A 20,482-nucleotide genomic window follows, 5' to 3' on the forward strand; every position below is an offset into this window, starting at 1 on the left:
TTCAGTTCCTCAGCAACGCATTGAAAGGTTCGATCTCTACTGTCTCACCAGCGGCTACCGAGCCACGTTCACGCTCCAGCACGATAAAGCAGTTACCCTGGCTGAATGAGCTGAACACATGGGAACCCTGATGGCCAGTGGTGCTCACTTCCAGCTCGCCCTGGGCATTGCTGGTGAAGATGCCGCGCTGGAAATCGAGGCGACCCGGCGACTTTTTCAGTGGCGTCAGGGCGCGAGCTTTCAGGCGGGGTGGCAGTTGCCATTCGGTGTGACCGGCCAGCTTGGCCAGCAACGGTTGCACCAGCTGATAGAAGGTCAAAGCCGCAGAGACCGGGTTGCCAGGTAGGCCACAGAACCAGGCGTGCTGGAGCTTGCCGAAAGCAAAAGGTTTGCCCGGTTTGATGGCCAGCTTCCAGAAGCTGACTTTGCCGAGTTCATCCAGCATCTGTTTGGTGTAATCGGCTTCACCAACGGAAACGCCGCCGCTGCTGATCACCACGTCGGCCTCGCTATCCGCCTGGATAAACGCCGCGCGTAATGCTTCCTGATTATCACGAATAATCCCCAGATCGATCACCGTGCAACCGAGCTGTTCCAGCATCAGGCGAACGGCAAAGCGGTTGGTGTCGTAGATCTGCCCGGCTTGTAGCGGCTGGCCGACTGGCTGCAATTCGTCACCGGTGGAGAATACGGCCACCTTCAATTTACGCATCACCTGCACATCGGCCACGCCCAATGAAGCTAGTAACGGCAACTGTGCGGCCCCCAACGTGATCCCGGTGGGCAGCACACTCGCCCCACGAAGGATATCTTCACCCGCCAAACGGATATTTTGCCCGGCGGTTACCGGGGCGTTGAAACGCACTCCAGCCTCGGTTACTTCAGCCTGTTCTTGCATGATCACCGCATCCGCACCGGCTGGAATTGGCGCTCCGGTCATGATGCGTACGCAGGTGTTGGCTGGCCAGGTATCCGTAAACGGTGCTCCGGCAAAGGCTTTACCCGCTACCGGTAACGGAGAGTTGCCGTTCAGGTCACTGAGACGTACCGCATAGCCGTCCATCGCCGAGTTGGCGAAGGGCGGAACATCGATAGGGGAGACCACCGGGGTGGCGGTAATGCGCCCGGCTGCGTTGGTCAAGGCGATAGATTCGCTCTGTTGCAGTGGCGCGATCTGGGAGAGCATTTTCTCCAGTGCCTGCTCAAGAGAAATGAGGTCAGAAGTATGACAGTGATCCATAAACAAAACTCCGTAATCGGCGTGCGCGAATTTTTCGGCAAAGTAGGGCTATTATGGCAGATAACGCCGTGGTGGAGAAACCAGGTTAACGTATTGAAATCAATAATAGGAGACAGCCATGCACCAGCACGTACTGGATTTTTGGTTCGAAGAGATCGACCCAGTCATGTGGTTTAAAAAGGACGATGAGTTCGACCGTTTGCTGCACACCCGCTTTGGCCAGCTGTGGCAGGCAGCGTCCCAAGGAGAACTGGCGCATTGGCGTGCAACCATCAAAGGACGACTGGCGGAAATCATCGTACTCGATCAGTTCAGCCGTAATCTGTTCCGCAACACGCCACGCTCCTTTGCTTGTGACGGAATGGCGCTGGTGCTGGCTCAGGAAGCGATCGCCACTGGATTATGTGAAAACCTGACGGTCGAGCAGCGCGGCTTCCTCTATTTGCCGTTTATGCATTCCGAATCCGCCTTGATCCACCAGCAGGCGTTGGAGCTGTTTCGCCAATTAAATAATGGTGACCAGTTGGAGTTTGAAATACGTCATAAATCAATAATCGATCGTTTTGGACGTTATCCCCATCGTAACGAGATATTAGGCCGGGAATCTACGTTTGAGGAGCAGGAATTTCTGCAACAACCGGGATCGGGTTTCTGAATATTTTTCATTGGCGTGTAGGCGGGAAATAGCGGAGAGGGACATGGGATAACGCTTATTAAACATGAACCAAGCCGGCCTATTTTCTGCCGCCGCCAATAGGCCGGTTAAATCTGTCAGCGGTAAATGAAAACCCAGATAACCCTCTGTTTTTATACCATTTAGCTCTTTCAATGCACAAAATAGTCTAAGCAGGCTACGCTTAATGCTTGGCGACGAGTTTGTGCTTTACATCGATTGCCGGGCTAAATATAGTCGAAAAAGACTAAATAATAATTCTCTCTCCATTTTCATGCGGTACCTGCTTGAATTGCCGCGGATAGACACAGGTGTCAGGTCAATGAGCAAACCAGTGATTGCCATTCATGGTGGTGCGGGCGCAATTACCCGTGCGGCATTGAGTGCAGAGAAGGAACAAGATTATATCCAGGCGCTTTCCGACATTGTGGCTGCCGGGCAGGCTATTTTGGCTGCAGGCGGCAGCGCACTGGACGCGGTAACGGAGGCCGTCAGGCTGCTGGAAGAGTGCCCGCTGTTCAACGCAGGCAAAGGCGCGGTATTTACCCACCAGGGCACCCATGAGCTGGATGCCTGCGTGATGGATGGCCGAACTTGTGATGCCGGGGCGGTTGCCGGGGTCAGCCGGATACGCAACCCGGTGCTGGCCGCGCGTACGGTGCTGGAAAATAGCACTCATGTGCTGTTTGGCGGAGAAGGGGCAGAAAGATTTGCCGCCAATCACGGCCTGGAAATGGTCGATCCCGATTTCTTCTTTACCCAGGAACGTTTTGACCAATTGCACCGTGCTCAGGCAGAGCAGGGCCGGGTGTTGCTCGATCACGACGGCGCGGCGGCGCTCAGCGGCGATCCACTGGATCCCGATCGCAAATTTGGCACCGTGGGTGCGGTAGCGCTGGATGCTTTGGGCAACCTGGCAGCGGCCACCTCAACCGGTGGCATGACCAACAAGGCGGCAGGGCGCATTGGCGATACGCCGATAATTGGTGCCGGTTGCTATGCCAACAACGCCACGGTGGCGGTTTCCAGCACCGGTACCGGCGAAATCTTTATGCGCACCGTCGCGGCCTACGACGTTTCTGCTCTGATTGAATATGCCGGTCTAACCCTGCAACAGGCCTGCGACAAAGTGGTGATGGAAAAGCTGTTGGCGCTGGGCGGCAGCGGCGGGCTGATCGCTATCGATCGTTTTGGCAACGTCGCACTGCCGTTTAACAGTGAAGGAATGTATCGCGGTTTCGGCTATGTCGGCGATGCCCCTTCCGTAGGTATCTACCGCTGAATGCTTGCCGGGAGGGCGCATGACCGATACTGCCATCCAGCCACAGGCAGAACGTGGGCTGATTTTACCGCCCGAGCGCGTCTTGGCGGTGAGCGATCTGTGCGTACAATTTCGCCAAGAAGGCGACGTCGTTGAGGCCGTGCGCCATCTGGATTTCACCGTCGACCGTGGCGAAACACTGGCGATCGTTGGAGAATCCGGCTCCGGCAAGTCGGTCACCTCACTGGCGTTGATGCGTCTGGTCGAGCAGGGCGGCGGTGAGTTGACCAGCGGCGCAATGCATTTTCGCCGGCGTAACGGCCAGGTGCTCGATCTGGCCAAGGCGAAACAGAGCACCCTGCGAACCTTGCGCGGCGCCGATATGGCGATGATTTTTCAAGAGCCGATGACCTCCCTCAACCCGGTGTTTCCGGTGGGGGAGCAGATCGCTGAATCTTTGCGTCTGCACCAGGGGATGGATCACCGCAGCGCCAAACGTGAAGCGCTGCGTATGCTCGATCTAGTGCGCATTCCCGAGGCCAAAAACGTCCTTGGTCGCTATCCGCATCAACTGTCTGGCGGGATGCGCCAGCGGGTGATGATTGCCATGGCGCTGTCTTGCAAACCGGCGCTGCTGATTGCCGATGAACCCACCACCGCGCTGGACGTCACCATTCAGGCGCAAATCCTGCAGCTGATCCGCGTGTTGCAGCAGGAAATGCACATGGGGGTGATCTTCATTACCCACGATATGGGCGTGGTGGCGGAGATTGCCGATCGGGTACTGGTGATGCACCAAGGTGAAAAGGTGGAACAGGGGGAGGTGCGCTCGCTGTTCGCCGCTCCACAGCAGCCTTACACTCAAGCTTTGTTGGCCGCCGTGCCACAGCTGGGCGCGATGGCAGATAAAGACTTCCCGGCAAAATTTCCGTTAGCGGGCGTTGACGATAACGACCAGCCGCAAGACACCATACCCGCAGGAGCTACGCCGATCTTGCAGGTAGAAAATCTGGTCACGCGCTTCGATCTGCGCAGCGGCATTCTCAACCGCGTCACGCGCCGTGTGCATGCGGTGGAAAATATCAGCTTCGACCTCTATCCCGGCGAAACGTTGGGGTTGGTCGGCGAATCCGGTTGTGGCAAATCCACCACCGGCCGCTCACTGTTAAAGCTAGTCGATAGCCAACGCGGCACTATTACCTTCAACGGCCAACAGATCAACCGCTTGAAAGGCTCTGCCTTACAGCATTTACGCCGTGATATTCAGTTTATCTTTCAAGACCCTTACGCTTCTCTGGACCCACGGCTCACCGTTGGTTTCTCCATCATGGAGCCGTTGCTGGTGCACAACGTTGCTCGCGGGGCGGAGGCTGAAAAACGGGTGGCCTGGCTATTGGAGCGGGTGGGGCTGAAGCCGGAGCATGCGCGGCGTTATCCGCATGAGTTCTCCGGTGGTCAACGCCAGCGTATCTGCATTGCCCGCGCGTTGGCACTCAACCCGAAAGTGGTGATTGCCGATGAAGCGGTCTCCGCGCTGGACGTGTCGATTCAGGCGCAAATTGTCAATCTGCTGCTCGATTTACAGCGTGAATTGGGCATTGCATTTCTGTTTATTTCCCACGATATGGCGGTAGTGGAACGAGTCTGCCATCGCGTCGCGGTGATGTACCTGGGCCAGATTGTTGAGATCGGCCCACGCCGCGCGGTGTTTGAAAACCCGCAGCATGCCTATACCCGTAAGCTGATGGCCGCCGTGCCGGTGGCCGATCCAACCCATGCGCATAAACGTCAGCCGCTGCTGGTGGATGAAATACCCAGCCCGATCCGTGGGCTGGACGATGAACCCGTTACCGCACCTTTAGTGCAGGTAGGGCCAGGGCACTTTGTGGCCCGTCACCCTATTGCCGGTGCTTTTTAGCCTTGCCTCAGGAGAGTTAAGCAATATGACTAAGCACACATTCAAGCGTAATGTTTTGGCCGCCGTACTGCTGGCTGCCGCTGCTGGCCCGGCTTGGGCTGCCAAGGATGCGGTGATTGCCGTAGCGTCCAATTTCACTACGCTCGACCCGTACGATGCCAACGACACCTTGTCGCAGGCGGTCGCCAAATCCTTCTATCAGGGGCTGTTTGGCTTTGATAAGGATATGAAGCTGGTGAACGTCCTGGCGGACAGTTACGACGTCAGCAAAGACGGTCTGACCTACACCATCAAGCTCCAGCCGGGGGTTAAATTCCACGACGGCAGCGCGTTCGATGCCGAGGCGGTCAAGGTTAACCTGGATCGCGCCAGTAACCCGGATAATCGCCTGAAACGCTACAACCTGTTCAAGATGATCGATAAAACCGAAGTGGTCGATCCCACCACGGTCAAAATCGTGCTGAAAGCGCCATTCTCGGCGTTTATCAACAACCTGGCGCACCCGGCGGCGGCGATGATTTCCCCGGCGGCCCTCAAGCAGTATGGCAAGGAGATCGGTTTCCATCCGGTGGGTACCGGCCCTTACCAGTTCGAAACCTGGAACCAGACCGACTATGTGAAAGTGAAGAAATTCGACGGCTACTGGAAAGCGGGCTTACCGAAGCTGGACAGCATCACCTGGCGGCCAGTAGTGGATAACAACACCCGTGCGGCGATGCTGCAAACCGGCGAAGCGACCTTTGCTTTCCCAATCCCTTATGAGCAAGCCAAGGTGCTGGAGAAAAACAGCAAGCTGGATCTGGTGGCCGCGCCGTCGATCCTGCAACGCTACATCAGCATGAACGTGACGCAGAAGCCTTTCGATAACCCGAAGGTGCGCCAGGCGCTGAACTATGCGATCAACAAGGACGCGCTGATTAAGGTGGCGTTTTCTGGGTTTGCCGTTCCGGCGGAAGGCCCGGTGCCTCCGGCCATTGATTTTGCCACCCTCTACAACGCTTGGCCATACGATCCGGCCAAGGCGCGTGAGCTGCTGAAAGAAGCGGGCTATCCGGACGGGTTTACTACCACGTTGTGGTCTTCCCATAACCACAGCACTGCTCAGAAAGTGTTGCAGTTTGCTCAGCAGCAGCTGGCGCAGGTTGGGGTCAAAGTGACCGTCACCGCGATGGATGCGGGCCAGCGTGCGGCGCAGGTAGAGAGCGTCGGCGTGAAGGATACCGGTGTGCGCATGTTCTATACCGGCTGGTCTGCCTCAACTGGGGAAGCCGACTGGGCGCTGACGCCGCTGTTCGCCACCCAATCTGCACCGCCTAAGCAGTTCAATACCGCGTTCTACAGTAACCCGCAGGTGGACAAGGATCTGGCCGAAGCGTTGGCCACCACCGATCGTGCCCAGAAACAGGCGCTGTACAAAGATGCACAAGACCGCATCTGGGCCGACGCACCATGGATTTTCCTGGTGACCGAGCGCCTGCTGTCTGCCAACAACAAACAGCTGAGCGGCTTCTACGTGATGCCGGACACCTCGTTTAACTTTGATAACGCGGATTTGAAATAAGCGCTGGGCGCCGCCCTTTCCCGGTTGGGGAGGGCGGCGTGAGGGGGATTTATGCGCAATGCTTAATTATTTTCTAAAACGCCTGCTGGGCCTGATCCCGACGCTGCTGATCGTGGCCGTGCTGGTGTTCTTGTTTGTCCACATGCTGCCGGGCGATCCGGCGCGGTTGGCGGCGGGGCCGGAGGCCGACGAAGCCGTCGTCCAACTGGTGCGCCAGGATCTGGGGCTGGACAAGCCGTTGCCACAGCAGTTTGTGCATTTCTTTGTCAATATTTTGCAGGGCGATTTCGGCACGTCGATGGTGTCCAAACGCCCGGTCAGTGAAGAGATCGCCTCGCGCTTTATGCCAACCTTCTGGCTGACCATCGCCAGCATGGTGTGGGCGGTGATTTTTGGCATGGCGATCGGCATGATTTCCGCCGTATGGCGCAACCGCTGGCCGGATCGGCTGGGGATGACGCTGGCCGTGTCGGGCATCTCATTCCCGGCCTTTGCGTTGGGGATGTTGCTGATGCAGGTGTTCTCGGTCAACCTCGGCTGGCTGCCGACGGTCGGAGCGGATACTTGGCAGCATTACATCTTGCCTTCAATCACGCTTGGCGCTGCGGTAGCGGCGGTGATGGCCCGCTTCACCCGCGCCTCGTTCGTTGAGGTGATGCAGGAAGATTACATGCGCACCGCCCGCGCCAAGGGCGTGCCGGAGACACTGGTGATCGTCAAACACGGGCTACGCAACGCCATGATCCCGGTGATCACCATGATGGGCCTACAGTTTGGTTTCCTGCTGGGTGGCTCGATCGTGGTCGAGAAGGTATTTAACTGGCCGGGGTTGGGGCGCCTGCTGGTGGATTCGGTAGAAATGCGCGATTACCCGGTGATCCAGGCCGAAGTGCTGCTGTTCTCGCTGGAATTTATTCTGATTAATTTGTTGGTGGATATGCTGTATGCGGCAATCAACCCTTCGATTCGTTACCAATAGGCAGGCCGTATGATGAAGTATTGGCGGCGTAATGCCGCGCTCAAGGCAATGCCGGTGATTAATCCCAACGCGGTGCGTACGCCTTGGCATGAGTTCTGGCGGCGTTTTCGTCGCCAGCAGGTCGCAATGGTGGCCGGCGTGTTTGTGTTGCTGCTGGTGGCCGCTGCGCTGCTGGCACCGCATCTGGTGCCTTTTGATGCGGAAAACTTCTTTGATTACGATCGGCTCAATCAAGGGCCTTCGCTGGTGCACTGGCTTGGGGTGGATTCGCTGGGCCGGGATATTTTCAGTCGTATTCTGATGGGAGCGCGGATCTCTTTGGCTGCCGGGGTGTTCTCGGTGCTAGTTGGCAGCGTGATTGGCACGGTGCTCGGGCTGTTGGCGGGCTATTACGAAGGCTGGTGGGATCGCATCGTAATGCGCATCAGCGACGTGCTGTTTGCCTTCCCCGGTATTCTGCTGGCGATTGGCGTGGTGGCGATCATGGGCAGCGGCATGGCCAACGTGATTGTCGCCGTGGCCATCTTCAGCATTCCGGCGTTTGCGCGTCTGGTGCGTGGCAATACTCTGGTGCTGAAGCACCTGACCTACATTGAATCGGCGCGCAGTATCGGCGCTTCGGACTGGACCATCATTCTGCGGCATATCTTGCCGGGCACCATCTCGTCGATCGTGGTCTATTTCACCATGCGTATCGGTACTTCAATCATTACCGCTGCCAGCCTGTCGTTCTTGGGATTGGGGGCGCAGCCGCCAACGCCGGAATGGGGCGCGATGCTCAATGAAGCGCGGGCGGATATGGTGATAGCCCCGCATGTGGCGATCTTCCCCAGCCTGGCAATCTTTTTTACCGTGCTGGCGTTTAACCTGTTAGGCGATGGGCTACGTGATGCATTGGATCCGAAACTGAAGGGATGACCCCTCACCCCAACCCTCTCCCACAGGGCTGTCTCTTATACACAACTCGGCATCTTACTGTTTTTTATGGGAATTATTTCAAGCGAATCAATAGGGCACTCGGAAAAATTCTCTTTAAAATCAGCCTGCTATGTTTCTCAAATTACGGCCATTTGACCGCAACTTGAGATGTGTATAAGAGACAGCCCACAGGGAGAGGGAGCTGAAAGTCCCTGCTCTTTTGGAAGTTAAAGAGGCTATCTCAGCAAATTCGATCACTCCTTCATCCAAGGTGCGTCACTGCATTTTCAAACTTACTCGATCGGTCCCCTCTCCCTTGAGGGAGAGGGTTAGGGTGAGGGGGGTATCGACTATTTAAACAGATGCTCGGCATGAAAACGCAGATGATCCTCGATAAAGGTAGCGATGGTGAAGTAGCTGTGGTCGTAACCCGGCTGAATACGCAGGGTTAACGGCCAGTCGCGCTGGCGTGCCAACTCCGCCAGCTTGGCCGGTTGCAGCTGATCTGCCAGAAACTGATCCCCATCTCCTTGGTCAATCAACATCGGCAGCTGCTCCGCCCCGCTGGCCAGCAAATGGCAACTGTCATATTGCAGCCACTGCGTTTCGTCATCCCCCAGATAGGCCGCAAAGGCTTTACGGCCCCAAGGCACCTGGCAAGGGTTGACGATCGGCGCAAAGGCCGACGCCGAACGAAAACGCTGCGGGTTACGCATTGCCATCATTAACGCACCATGGCCGCCCATCGAGTGGCCCGCAATGGATTGACGATCGCTGACGCTGAAATGCTGCTTGATCAGCGCTGGCAGCTCATCGCTGATGTAGTCATACATGCGAAAGTGCTGATCCCAGGGTGCCTGAGTGGCATTGAGGTAGAACCCCGCCCCCTGGCCCAGATCGTAACCTTCGCCATTCGGCACCTCATCGCCGCGTGGGCTGGTATCTGCCATCACCAGCACCAGCCCTAGCTCGGCGGCAACGCGCTGGGCACCGGCTTTCAACGTGAAGTTTTCATCATTGCAGGTCAGACCCGACAGCCAATACAGCACCGGCGGCGGGTTATCGTCGCGCGGTGGTGGCAGATAGATACTGAACGTCATGTTGCAATTCAGGCTCTGCGCCGCGTGGCGGTAACGTTGTTGCCAACCACCGAACATGCGGTGCTCTTCGAGAAGTTCTAATGACATCGTCATCCTCTGCCTCCTGGCTTATTTATCGAAATGGATCACGGAACGGATCGATTTGCCTTCATGCATCAGATCGAACGCTTCGTTGATCTGCTCCAACCCCATGGTATGAGTGATAAAGTCGTTCAGTGCGAACTCGCCGTCCAGATAACGCTGCACGATCCCCGGCAGTTGGCTGCGGCCTTTCACGCCACCAAAGGCAGAACCGCGCCAGACGCGGCCCGTCACCAGTTGGAACGGACGGGTCGCGATCTCTTCACCGGCACCGGCAACGCCGATAATGACCGACTCACCCCAGCCCTTGTGGCAGCACTCCAGCGCTGAACGCATCACGTTGACGTTGCCGATACATTCAAAGGAGAAGTCGACCCCGCCGTCGGTCAGCTCGACGATCACGTCCTGGATAGGTTTATCGTAATCTTTTGGATTGATCAGGTCGGTCGCGCCCAGCTTGCGAGCCAGTTCGAACTTGCTGGTGTTGAGATCGATACCGATGATGCGGCTGGCACCGGCCATCTGAGCGCCGATAATCGCCGACAGCCCGATGCCGCCCAGGCCGAAGATAGCCACGGTATCGCCAGCCTTGACCTTGGCGGTGTTGATCACCGCGCCCATGCCGGTAGTGACGCCACAGCCAAGCAGACAGACTTCTTCCAACGGCGCTTCTTTGCTGATTTTTGCCAGTGAGATTTCTGGTACTACGGTGCGTTCAGCAAAGGTGGAGGTGCCCATGTAGTGGAAAATCGGCTTGCCGTCTTTAAAGAAGCGGGTGGTGCCGTCTGGCATCAGACCCTTGCCCTGGGTGGCACGGATGGCCTGACACAGGTTGGTTTTGCCGGATTTACAGAATTTGCACTCGCCGCATTCTGGGGTGTAGAGCGGGATCACGTGGTCGCCGACGGCAACGCTGGTCACGCCTTCGCCGATCGCTTCGACTATGCCGCCGCCTTCGTGGCCCAGGATCGCCGGGAACACGCCTTCCGGATCTTTGCCTGACAGGGTATAGGCATCGGTATGGCAAACGCCGGTAGCGACGATGCGCACCAGCACTTCACCTTTCTGTGGCGGCATCAGATCGACTTCTTCAATCTTCAGCGGCTGGTTCGGCCCCCAAGCCACGGCAGCACGGGTTTTGATAAATTCCATCATGTTCTCCTAATCGTTACTTTTAGGGGGTCGAACATGTTCGACCCGAATTAATTCATTGATATCTGAATGGGCAGCACTTGCGGCGCCCCTACTCTGTCAGGAGGATGGACTCGGCCTCCACCTCCGAACTTTCAGCCTGTTCTATAATCAGTTGTTTTAACGCGCGGACGTTTGGCCCAAACGCATCACGCCGCCATAACAGCCAGGTGGCAGTTTCGGCAATGTCGGCAGGGAGTGAATGAACTTTGACTCGCTTGTAGCCGGGCAGCAGGTTGAGCACCGAATATGGGATCATCGCCAGCCCGGCACCGCTGGCCACGCAGGCCAGCATGGAGTGATAAGACTGGATCTCCATGATGGTACCTGGCAATGAACCGTCACGCTTGAACCAGGACTCCAAGCGCAGGCGATAAGAGCAGCTGGCGCGGAAGGCAAACAGGGTTTCCCCTCTGACATCCTGAGCGCTGTGAATGGGCGGATGGTCCAGGCAGGTGATCACCACCATGCGTTCGGGGAAAGCGACACAGCCGTTCAGTTCATCATGTTGCAACGGGCCATCTACCAAGGCGGCAGCCAAGGTTCCCGCGCGTACACGCTCGATGATTTCCCCGGAGGTGCCGGTAGCCAGCGAAAGGGAAACCTGCGGGAATCGCTGATGATAAGCTGCCAGCAAAGTAGGTAGCCGGGTGGCGGCGGTGCTTTCCATCGAGCCAAGCGCAAAATTACCGGCCGGTTCCCCGGCATGGGTGATGCTCATGGCTTCTTCACTGAGCGCCAGAATGCGGTGGGCGTAGCAGAGAAAATTATGGCCCATCGGCGAGAGGCGCAGGCGCTGCTTTTCACGGATAAACAGATCGGTGCCCAGTTCCTGCTCGAGCTGGCGCAGGCGCGTGGTCAAGTTTGACGGCACGCGGTGCAGTTGCTCGGCGGCACGGGCGACGGAGCCGGTTTCGGCCACGCAGCAGAACATGCGCAGTTGGGTAAGATCCATAACCTTCTCTTTTCGTGATGAACTTGATGAGTATTATTCAGTTTTTGTGAGTGTAATACTGCGGCATGCTAGCCGCAACTTTCTTTTAACAGGTTGGATACAGCGATGGCGCTAAAAATAGCCTTGAGTGGTTTTATTGCTTTGATCGTGGCGATGGGGATTGGCCGGTTTGCCTTTACCCCGCAGGTGCCGCTGATGATTGCTGAGCACCAGTTCACCCTGACCGGGGCCGGGCTGGTGGCGGCGTTGAACTACCTGGGCTACCTGTGCGGTGCCTATGATGCGATGCGTGCCAGCCGCCATGTGGAGCGCCGCCTGTGGCTTGGCGTGTGGGGAGCTGTAGCACTGACGCTGCTGTCTGCCTTGGTATCGGGGGAGTGGTTGCACGGTGCAGTGCGCTTTGCGATTGGTTGGGCCAGCGGTTGGTCGATGGTGCTGGTGGCGGCCTGGACTAACGAGCGGTTGGCGCATTATGGCCGCCCAGCGTTGAGTGCTGCAGTCTTTGCCGGGCCTGGGGCCGGGATATTCATCAGCGGCATGCTGGCGGTGGCGATCAACAGCTGGGGCTTGAGCGCTTCGCAGGCCTGGCTGGTATATGGCGCATTGGCGTTAGTGTTAATTGCCGCGATCAGCATTAATTTGCCAAGGGCAGGGGAGCTGCATCGTCCCGATGTGAAGCCTGAGCCGCTGGTGCTCACCCCGGCATTAAAGCGCCTGGTGTGGAGCTACAGCCTGGCGGGCTTTGGCTATATCCTGCCTGCGACCTTCCTGTCACAGATGGCGGCGGCTCGTTTCCCTGACAGCCTGTTCGCCCAGTTTGTCTGGCCGATTTTTGGCGGTGCGGCGGTGCTGGGGATTATCATCGGTATTGCAACCCGTCATCGGCTCACCACGCAGACCCGCCTGGCGATCACGCTGTGGGTACAGGCACTGGGCGTGCTTTGTGCCGAAGTGGTGCCGGGCGTTACCGGCCTGGCAATAGGGGCCATGCTAACCGGCGGTGGGTTCCTCAGTGTGGTACAGCTATCTATCCAGCACGGTAGGGAATTGGCTCCGAATCACGCACGTTATATGGCCGGGTTGTTGACCACGGGTTATGCCATCGGCCAGTTGGTTGGCCCGATGCTCTCGGCGGTGTCAACGGCACTGACGCATCGCCTGGAACCCGCGCTGTATGTGGCGGTACTGGGGCTGGTGATCGCCGGTGTGCTGGTGATCAATACCCCGGCGCGGGCCACGGCAAACAAGCCAACTTTATCTTGAGTAAAATACATACAAAAAATGTGGGATAGCCGCAGCCAGCCTGCTACGGGCTGGATGCGGATTTTTCATACCAGGATGAAACACAATCACTGGATAAACGTCTCACTCTCCTCTAGAGTGGGGGAAAATATTGATCGGGTTCACGTTATCTATCCGTCGTCTTTCAAGCTGCAGTTAGCTCTTTCCCTGGATTTGTAGGGGCGCTGTATACTGCGTCCTCATCACACGGGGCAAGTAACCAACAGCCAATAACAACGCTGCAATTTGAAAGACCACGGGGATATTGCCGGGGCCGCCTGCTGGAGATACATCGCCATGACATCGTTAAGTAATGAAGCTGCACTGGTGCACGCGGCGCTTGAAGCGCGCGGCCTGGAAACCCCGTTATGTGGGGAAGTGTTGGATCGCGAGACGCGCAAGCGCCGTATCAAAGAGCACATGACGGAAATCATGCAGCTGTTGAACCTCGATCTGTCCGACGACAGCCTGGCAGAAACGCCACACCGTATTGCGAAAATGTATGTCGATGAGATCTTCTCCGGTCTGGATTACGCCAACTTCCCGAAGATCACCGTCATCGAAAACAAGATGAAAGTGGACGAAATGGTAACGGTGCGTGATATTACCTTGACCAGCACCTGCGAACATCACTTTGTCACCATCGATGGTAAAGCCACCGTGGCGTATATTCCTAAAGACTCGGTGATTGGCCTGTCGAAAATAAACCGCATCGTGCAGTTCTTTGCCCGCCGCCCACAGGTACAGGAGCGGCTGACTCAGCAGATCCTGGTGGCGTTGCAAACGCTGTTAGGCACCAACAACGTGGCGGTATCGATCGATGCAGTGCATTACTGTGTTAAAGCTCGTGGTATTCGTGACGCTACCAGTGCTACCACTACCACGTCGCTGGGCGGGTTGTTCAAATCCAGCCAGAATACGCGCCAGGAGTTCCTGCGTGCGGTGCGTCACCATCACGGTTGATGGCTGAGCTATGACGATGAAGGCGCCTGTGGGCGCCTTTTTACTGATAGAAATACAGCGGAATAACATGAACGCTAACGAAACTCCCCGGCTACCACGCATTGCTACGCTGGACTGCGTACGCGGTATCGCCATCCTTGGCATTCTGCTGCTGAATATCAGCGCATTTGGCCTACCGAAAGCCGCCTACCTCAACCCTGCCTATCTGGGGATGCCCTCCACACGCGATGTCTGGACCTGGGCACTGTTGGATCTGTTCGCTCAGGTCAAGTTCCTGGCCATGTTCGCGCTGCTGTTTGGGGCCGGGCTGCAACTGCTGCTACGGCGGGGCAAAGTCTGGATCCGCGCCCGGTTATCCTGGTTGGTCCTGATTGGCCTCGGGCACGCCATTTTCTTATGGGATGGGGACATCCTGCTGGCCTACGGGCTGATCGGCCTGGTGTGCTGGCGGATGATCCGTGACGCACAGAATACCTTCACCCTGTTGAAAACCGGTGCGGTGCTGTATCTGATCGGCGTGGCGGTGTTGCTGCTGCTAGGGTTTATCTCTCACGGTGAGCCGGGCAGTTTCTGGCAGCCGAGCGTGGCCGAATTGCAGTATGAGAAGTTCTGGAAGCTGCAAGGCGGCCCGGAAGCCTGGCGCAGCCGTCTGGATCTGCTCTCTTCCAGCCTGATAGCCATCGGCGCGCAGTATGGCTGGCAACTGGCCGGGCTGATGCTGTTTGGTGCAGGCATGATGCGCAGCGGTTGGCTGCGTAACAGCTATTCGCCGGCTTACTACCGCCGTCAGGCCGCCTGGCTGATACCGCTTTCATTGTTGATCCAGTTGCCCGGTGTGCTGTTGCAGTGGCATCTGAATTGGGATTATCGCTGGAGTGGCTTTCTGTTGCAGGTGCCGCGTGAATTGGGCTCGCCACTGCAGGCCATTGGCTACCTGGCTTTGGTCTACGGTTTTTGGCCAACGCTTTCCCGCCTGCGTATCAGCCACTGGTTAACCCAGGTTGGGCGGATGGCGCTAAGTAATTACCTGCTACAAACCCTGATTTGCAGCACGCTGTTCTTTCATTTTGGCCTCTATCAACAGCTCGACCGTTTGCAGCTATTGGCGGTCGTTCCCTTGGTGTGGCTGGCCAACCTGCTGTTTTCCACGCTGTGGCTGCGTTACTTCGCGCAGGGCCCGATGGAATGGCTATGGCGCAAGCTGACTTCCCTTGCTGCGGGCGAAAGTCTCCGTCAGCCGACAAAATGAGATCTGGCGCAGGTAGGTTAAAAAATTGTATGTAAACGTTTTCTTTCCTGTGACGGAATTCACGCTGAGGAGGATGACAAACGGGGTAGGATAACGCCACTGTCTACTCTGTCGACCTCGGGACGTTTCATGAATTCTGTGCATTCAACCACCATTCGCGATGTGGCGAAGCGTGCGGGTGTGTCCGTCGCTACCGTCTCGCGAGTGCTGAACAACAGTGCCCTGACCAGCAAAGAGACCCGCGAACAGGTGCTGAAGGCGGTGGCGGAACTGGGTTATCGGCCAAACGCCAACGCGCAGGCATTGGCTACCCAGAGCAGTGAAACGCTGGGCGTGGTGGTGATGGATGTCTCCGATCCGTTCTTCGGCGCGTTAGTGAAAGCGGTAGACACGGTGGCGCAGCAAAACCACAAATATCTGCTGATCGGCAACAGTTACCATCAGGCGGACAAAGAGCGCCATGCCATCGAGGTGCTGATCCGTCAACGCTGCAATGCCTTGATTGTTCATGCAAAAGCGTTAGGTGACGCGGAACTGATCGCCTTTATGGAGCAGATCCCGGGCATGGTGTTAATTAACAGAATTGTAACGGGCTATGAGCACCGCTGCGTTGGCCTGAACAATGTGTTTGGCGCAGAAGTTGCCATGCGTTTGCTGCTCTCGCAGGGGCATCAGCGGATCGGTTATCTGGGCTCCGATCACCCCATCGAAGACGGCCCGCTGCGCCAGCAAGGCTATAGCCAGGCGATGGCCGCGGCAGGTTTTTCCCCACCGGATAGCTGGCGGGCCTACGGCTCACCGGATTTGCAAGGCGGTGAAGCGGCAATGGTTGAACTGCTGGGCCGCAACCTGCACCTGAGCGCCGTATTCGCCTATAACGACGCCATGGCAGCCGGTGCGATGGCGGTGCTGAAAGAAAACGGTATCACAGTGCCGCAGCATTTCTCGCTGGTGGGGTTTGATGATATCCCCATTGCCCGCTATACCAGCCCCAAGTTGACCACCATCCGTTATCCGATCGTTTCAATGGCCACCCTGGCTACTGAGCTGGCGCTGAAGGGCGCTGCCGGGCAGCTTGAACCTCAGGCTTCACACCTGTTCATGCCGACGCTGGTACGCCGCCACTCTGTCGCGCCGTGGCAAAGTGAGGCTTCGGTCACTCTCTGAACATTTAATATTGTGTAACCGTTTTCAATCTGTGAGAAAATTCACAGATTATTAACATAGTGCCGTCTATGCTCTAGTCGTTTTCCAGCGCAAAGGCTCTTGCCAGCCAACTTTTAATCTGGCGCTGACACAGCATCACAGGAATAACAAGCAACATGGATGACAGGAATTCTTTTGAAACTGCCACGCCCAACTGTGTGCATTGTGGCTAAAGGCTTAATACCGAGTACGACCCTCTACAAACCGGAGACAGACAATGAATAAGAAGGTTTTCACCCTGGCCGCGCTGGCCGCAAGCATGATGTTTGGCGCAGCTGCGCATGCTGATACCCGCATTGGCGTCACGATTTACAAATATGACGACAACTTTATGTCGGTGGTGCGTAAGGCGATCGAGAAAGATGCCAAGGCTTCTCCGGATGTCACGCTGCTGATGAATGACTCACAGAATGACCAGTCCAAGCAGAATGACCAGATCGACGTACTGATTGCCAAAGGCGTAAAAGCGCTGGCGATCAACCTGGTGGACCCTGCCGCTGCTCCGGTGGTGATCGACAAGGCGCGTGCCAACGATATCCCGGTGGTGTTTTACAACAAAGAACCTTCCCGCAAGGCTCTGGATAGCTACGACAAAGCCTATTACGTCGGTACCGACTCTAAAGAGTCTGGCGTGATCCAGGGCGAACTGATTGCCAAACACTGGAAAGCCAACCCAGCCTGGGATCTGAACAAAGACGGTCAGATCCAATATGTGCTGTTGAAAGGCGAGCCAGGCCACCCGGATGCAGAAGCGCGTACCACCTACGTGATCAAAACGCTGAATGAAAAAGGCGATAAGACTCAGCAACTGCAGATGGACACCGCGATGTGGGATACCGCTCAGGCTAAAGACAAGATGGATGCCTGGCTGTCTGGCCCTAACGCCAACAAGATCGAAGTGGTGATCGCCAACAACGACGCGATGGCCATGGGTGCGGTTGAAGCCCTGAAAGCTCACAACAAGAGCAGCATTCCGGTCTTTGGTGTCGATGCCCTGCCAGAAGCACTGGCAATGGTGAAATCCGGGGCGATGGCCGGTACCGTGCTGAACGATGCCGACAATCAGGCGAAGGCGACCTTCGATCTGGCGAAGAACCTGGCCGCGGGCAAACCTGCTGCTGACGGCACCCAATGGAAGATCGTCGATAAAATCGTGCGTATTCCTTACGTGGGTGTAGATAAAGATAACCTGTCTCAGTTCGTGAAATAAACCGAGATAGAGAGAAATGCCCCCGCCGGTGTTTAGGCGGGGGAACTTATTAGAAGAACCCGTTAATTCTCCACTGCTGCAAGCCAGCTTTGGAGAGTGCTGGTTCCAGAATTAGCCAGGACTATTTATGGCCGAAAACTCTCGTGAGTGGCTACTGGAAATGACGGATATCAGTAAGTCGTTTCCCGGCGTAAAGGCATTAGACAAAGTGAATTTACGCGTACGTCCAAACTCCATTCATGCACTAATGGGGGAGAACGGCGCCGGAAAATCCACCTTATTAAAATGCCTGTTTGGCATTTATAAAAAAGACTCCGGCAGTATTCTGTTTCAGGGGCAGGAAGTCGATTTCAAAAGTTCCAAAGAGGCGTTGGAGCAGGGCGTTTCGATGGTGCACCAGGAACTGAACCTGGTGTTGCAACGTACCGTGATGGACAACATGTGGCTGGGGCGCTACCCGACCAAAGGGCTGTTTGTCGATCAGGACAAGATGTACAAAGACACCAAGGAAATTTTCGACGAACTGGATATTGATATCGATCCCCGCGCCAAAGTCGGCACGCTGTCGGTATCTCAGATGCAGATGATCGAAATTGCCAAGGCGTTCTCCTACAACGCTAAAATTGTGATTATGGATGAGCCAACCTCTTCTCTAACCGAGAAGGAGGTGAATCATCTGTTCACCATTATCCGTAAGCTGAAAGAGCGTGGCTGCGGCATCGTGTATATCTCGCACAAGATGGAAGAGATCTTCCAGCTATGTGATGAAATCACCATTCTGCGCGACGGCCAATGGATCGCCACCCAGCCGCTGGAAGGGCTGGATATGGACAAGATTATCTCGATGATGGTTGGGCGTTCGCTGAGCCAGCGTTTCCCCGATCGTCAGAATACGCCGGGAGAGGTGATTTTAGAGGTGAAAGGCCTGACCTCTTTGCGCCAACCTTCGATCCGCGATATCTCTTTCGATCTGCATCATGGGGAGATCCTGGGCATTGCCGGGCTGGTGGGTGCCAAGCGCACCGACATTGTGGAAACCCTGTTTGGCATCCGCGAGAAGGTGGCCGGCACCATCAAGCTGCACGGTAAAAATATCAACAATAACAGTGCTAACGAAGCTATCAACCACGGTTTTGCCCTGGTGACGGAAGAGCGTCGTTCCACCGGTATTTATGCTTACCTGAATATTGGCTTTAACTCGTTGATTGCCAATATTCGGCAATACAAAAACAAGATGGGCCTGCTGGATAATAACCGGATGAAAAGCGACACCCAATGGGTGATCGATGCCATGCGGGTGAAAACGCCGGGCCACCATACCAATATCGGTTCGCTTTCCGGCGGTAATCAGCAAAAGGTGATCATTGGCCGCTGGCTACTGACACAGCCGGAAATCCTGATGATGGATGAGCCAACGCGCGGTATCGACGTGGGGGCCAAGTTTGAAATTTACCAGTTAATGACCGAATTGGCGAAGAAGGGCAAGGGGATCATTATAATCTCTTCCGAAATGCCGGAGCTTTTGGGAATTACCGACAGAATATTGGTGATGAGTAATGGTCAGGTTGCGGGCATTGTGAATACCAAACAGACCTCGCAAAATGAAATATTGCGGCTAGCCTCCTTGCATCTTTAAGGATCGTAATTATGAGCGCACTGAATAAAAAAACCTTGTTCACCTATTTTAAAGAAGGTGGCATTTATCTGGTCCTGTTGGTGTTACTGGCGATTATTATTATCCAGGACCCAACCTTTTTAAGCCTGATGAACCTGAGTAATATCCTGACCCAATCCTCGGTGCGTATTATCATTGCGCTGGGCGTGGCCGGGCTGATCGTCACGCAGGGGACAGACCTTTCCGCCGGGCGTCAGGTAGGGTTGGCAGCGGTGATTGCCGCGACCCTGCTGCAATCGATGGATAACGTCAACAAAGTGTTCCCGCAGATGGAAACCTGGTCGATCCCGCTGGTGATCTTGCTGGTTTGCGCCGTGGGCGCGGTGATTGGCCTGGTCAACGGCTTGATTATCGCCTATCTCAACGTGACGCCGTTTATCACCACGTTGGGCACCATGATCATCGTTTATGGGATCAACTCCCTGTATTACGATTACGTGGGGGCTTCACCGGTGGCCGGTTTCGATCCGAAATTCTCCACCTTTGCCCAAGGGTTCTTGCGATTCGGTGACTTCAAGCTGTCATATATCACCTTCTACGCCATTATTGCGATCGCCTTTGTCTGGGTGCTGTGGAATAAAACCCGCTTCGGCAAGAATATCTTCGCCATCGGTGGTAACCCGGAAGCGGCGAAAGTCTCTGGCGTCAACGTCCCGCTGAACCTGATCATGATTTATGCGCTGTCCGGGGTGTTCTATGCCTTTGGCGGTTTACTGGAGGCGGGCCGTATCGGTAGTGCCACCAACAACCTCGGCTTTATGTATGAGCTGGATGCCATCGCGGCCTGTGTGGTCGGCGGGGTGTCGTTCGCCGGTGGGGTAGGTACGGTGCTGGGCGTGGTGACCGGGGTGATCATCTTTACCGTCATCAACTATGGCCTGACCTATATCGGCGTGAACCCTTACTGGCAGTACATTATCAAGGGTAGTATTATCATCTTCGCGGTAGCGTTGGACTCCCTTAAGTACGCCAAGAAAAAATAAGTCTGTTTTGCGCTTTACGATAACGGCCAGCATTTGCT

Annotated in this window: 17 protein-coding genes; 13 read left to right on the forward strand and 4 right to left on the reverse strand. The window is 56.0% G+C overall.

Annotated elements, in window-relative coordinates; all coding sequences use genetic code 11:
• Position 1 precedes the first annotated feature (1 nt).
• Positions 2-1,240 (reverse strand): molybdopterin molybdotransferase MoeA, encoded by a 1,239-nt coding sequence (gene moeA / locus D9980_RS03015; protein WP_121606370.1) that lies wholly within the window; start codon positions 1,238-1,240, stop codon positions 2-4.
• Positions 1,241-1,358: 118 nt separating this feature from the next.
• Between moeA and D9980_RS03020 the strand changes: the two genes are divergently transcribed.
• The 6 genes from D9980_RS03020 (at position 1,359) to gsiD (ending at position 8,550) form a co-directional block, all read left to right on the forward strand.
• Entirely contained in the window at positions 1,359-1,895 is a 537-nt protein-coding gene (locus D9980_RS03020; RefSeq protein ID WP_121606371.1) for a DUF924 family protein, read from the forward strand.
• A gap of 340 nt (positions 1,896-2,235) precedes the next feature.
• Positions 2,236-3,195 carry an isoaspartyl peptidase/L-asparaginase family protein gene (locus tag D9980_RS03025; RefSeq protein ID WP_024485985.1) on the forward strand — a complete coding sequence of 320 codons (960 nt, stop codon included), beginning with the start codon at positions 2,236-2,238 and terminating at the stop codon, positions 3,193-3,195.
• Positions 3,196-3,214: 19 nt separating this feature from the next.
• Complete coding sequence (locus D9980_RS03030; protein WP_121606372.1) at positions 3,215-5,092, forward strand: dipeptide ABC transporter ATP-binding protein; 1,878 nt, start codon at positions 3,215-3,217, stop codon at positions 5,090-5,092.
• A gap of 25 nt (positions 5,093-5,117) precedes the next feature.
• On the forward strand, positions 5,118-6,653 hold the full coding sequence (gene gsiB / locus D9980_RS03035; protein ID WP_121606373.1) for a glutathione ABC transporter substrate-binding protein GsiB: 1,536 nt from the start codon (positions 5,118-5,120) through the stop codon (positions 6,651-6,653).
• A gap of 58 nt (positions 6,654-6,711) precedes the next feature.
• Positions 6,712-7,632 (forward strand): glutathione ABC transporter permease GsiC, encoded by a 921-nt coding sequence (gene gsiC / locus D9980_RS03040; protein ID WP_121606374.1) that lies wholly within the window; start codon positions 6,712-6,714, stop codon positions 7,630-7,632.
• A 12-nt stretch (positions 7,633-7,644) separates the two neighbouring features.
• Positions 7,645-8,550, forward strand: a complete 906-nt coding sequence (gene gsiD / locus D9980_RS03045; protein WP_121608937.1) for a glutathione ABC transporter permease GsiD — start codon at positions 7,645-7,647, stop codon at positions 8,548-8,550.
• A 350-nt stretch (positions 8,551-8,900) separates the two neighbouring features.
• On the opposite strand, the gene fghA is transcribed toward gsiD, so the two are convergent.
• From fghA to D9980_RS03060, 3 genes are all read right to left on the reverse strand, one after another.
• Positions 8,901-9,743, reverse strand: a complete 843-nt coding sequence (gene fghA, locus D9980_RS03050) for an S-formylglutathione hydrolase (protein ID WP_121606375.1) — start codon at positions 9,741-9,743, stop codon at positions 8,901-8,903.
• A gap of 15 nt (positions 9,744-9,758) precedes the next feature.
• Positions 9,759-10,883 (reverse strand): S-(hydroxymethyl)glutathione dehydrogenase/class III alcohol dehydrogenase, encoded by a 1,125-nt coding sequence (locus D9980_RS03055; RefSeq protein WP_024485753.1) that lies wholly within the window; start codon positions 10,881-10,883, stop codon positions 9,759-9,761.
• A 91-nt stretch (positions 10,884-10,974) separates the two neighbouring features.
• A complete protein-coding gene (locus D9980_RS03060) occupies positions 10,975-11,877 on the reverse strand; it encodes a LysR family transcriptional regulator (protein ID WP_121606376.1) in 903 nt (300 codons plus the stop codon).
• Between the two features lie 105 nt (positions 11,878-11,982).
• Here D9980_RS03060 and D9980_RS03065 point away from each other — a divergent pair, with 105 nt between their 5' ends.
• From D9980_RS03065 to mglC, 7 genes are all read left to right on the forward strand, one after another.
• Positions 11,983-13,140, forward strand: coding sequence for a YbfB/YjiJ family MFS transporter (locus tag D9980_RS03065; RefSeq protein WP_121606377.1), 1,158 nt, complete (start codon positions 11,983-11,985; stop codon positions 13,138-13,140).
• Positions 13,141-13,455: 315 nt separating this feature from the next.
• A complete protein-coding gene (gene folE, locus D9980_RS03070; RefSeq protein ID WP_021180574.1) occupies positions 13,456-14,121 on the forward strand; it encodes a GTP cyclohydrolase I FolE in 666 nt (221 codons plus the stop codon).
• Between the two features lie 67 nt (positions 14,122-14,188).
• Positions 14,189-15,370 (forward strand): DUF418 domain-containing protein YeiB, encoded by a 1,182-nt coding sequence (gene yeiB, locus D9980_RS03075; RefSeq protein WP_121608938.1) that lies wholly within the window; start codon positions 14,189-14,191, stop codon positions 15,368-15,370.
• Positions 15,371-15,499: 129 nt separating this feature from the next.
• Positions 15,500-16,537, forward strand: a complete 1,038-nt coding sequence (gene galS, locus D9980_RS03080) for an HTH-type transcriptional regulator GalS (RefSeq protein WP_121606378.1) — start codon at positions 15,500-15,502, stop codon at positions 16,535-16,537.
• 256 nt (positions 16,538-16,793) lie between these two features.
• A complete protein-coding gene (gene mglB / locus D9980_RS03085; RefSeq protein WP_021180577.1) occupies positions 16,794-17,786 on the forward strand; it encodes a galactose/glucose ABC transporter substrate-binding protein MglB in 993 nt (330 codons plus the stop codon).
• 127 nt (positions 17,787-17,913) lie between these two features.
• Positions 17,914-19,422 carry a galactose/methyl galactoside ABC transporter ATP-binding protein MglA gene (gene mglA, locus D9980_RS03090; protein ID WP_121606379.1) on the forward strand — a complete coding sequence of 503 codons (1,509 nt, stop codon included), beginning with the start codon at positions 17,914-17,916 and terminating at the stop codon, positions 19,420-19,422.
• An 11-nt stretch (positions 19,423-19,433) separates the two neighbouring features.
• Complete coding sequence (mglC, locus tag D9980_RS03095; RefSeq protein WP_046808124.1) at positions 19,434-20,444, forward strand: galactose/methyl galactoside ABC transporter permease MglC; 1,011 nt, start codon at positions 19,434-19,436, stop codon at positions 20,442-20,444.
• Positions 20,445-20,482 lie beyond the last annotated feature (38 nt).

Source organism: Serratia sp. 3ACOL1 (assembly GCF_003668775.1).
Lineage (GTDB): Bacteria > Pseudomonadota > Gammaproteobacteria > Enterobacterales > Enterobacteriaceae > Chania > Chania fonticola.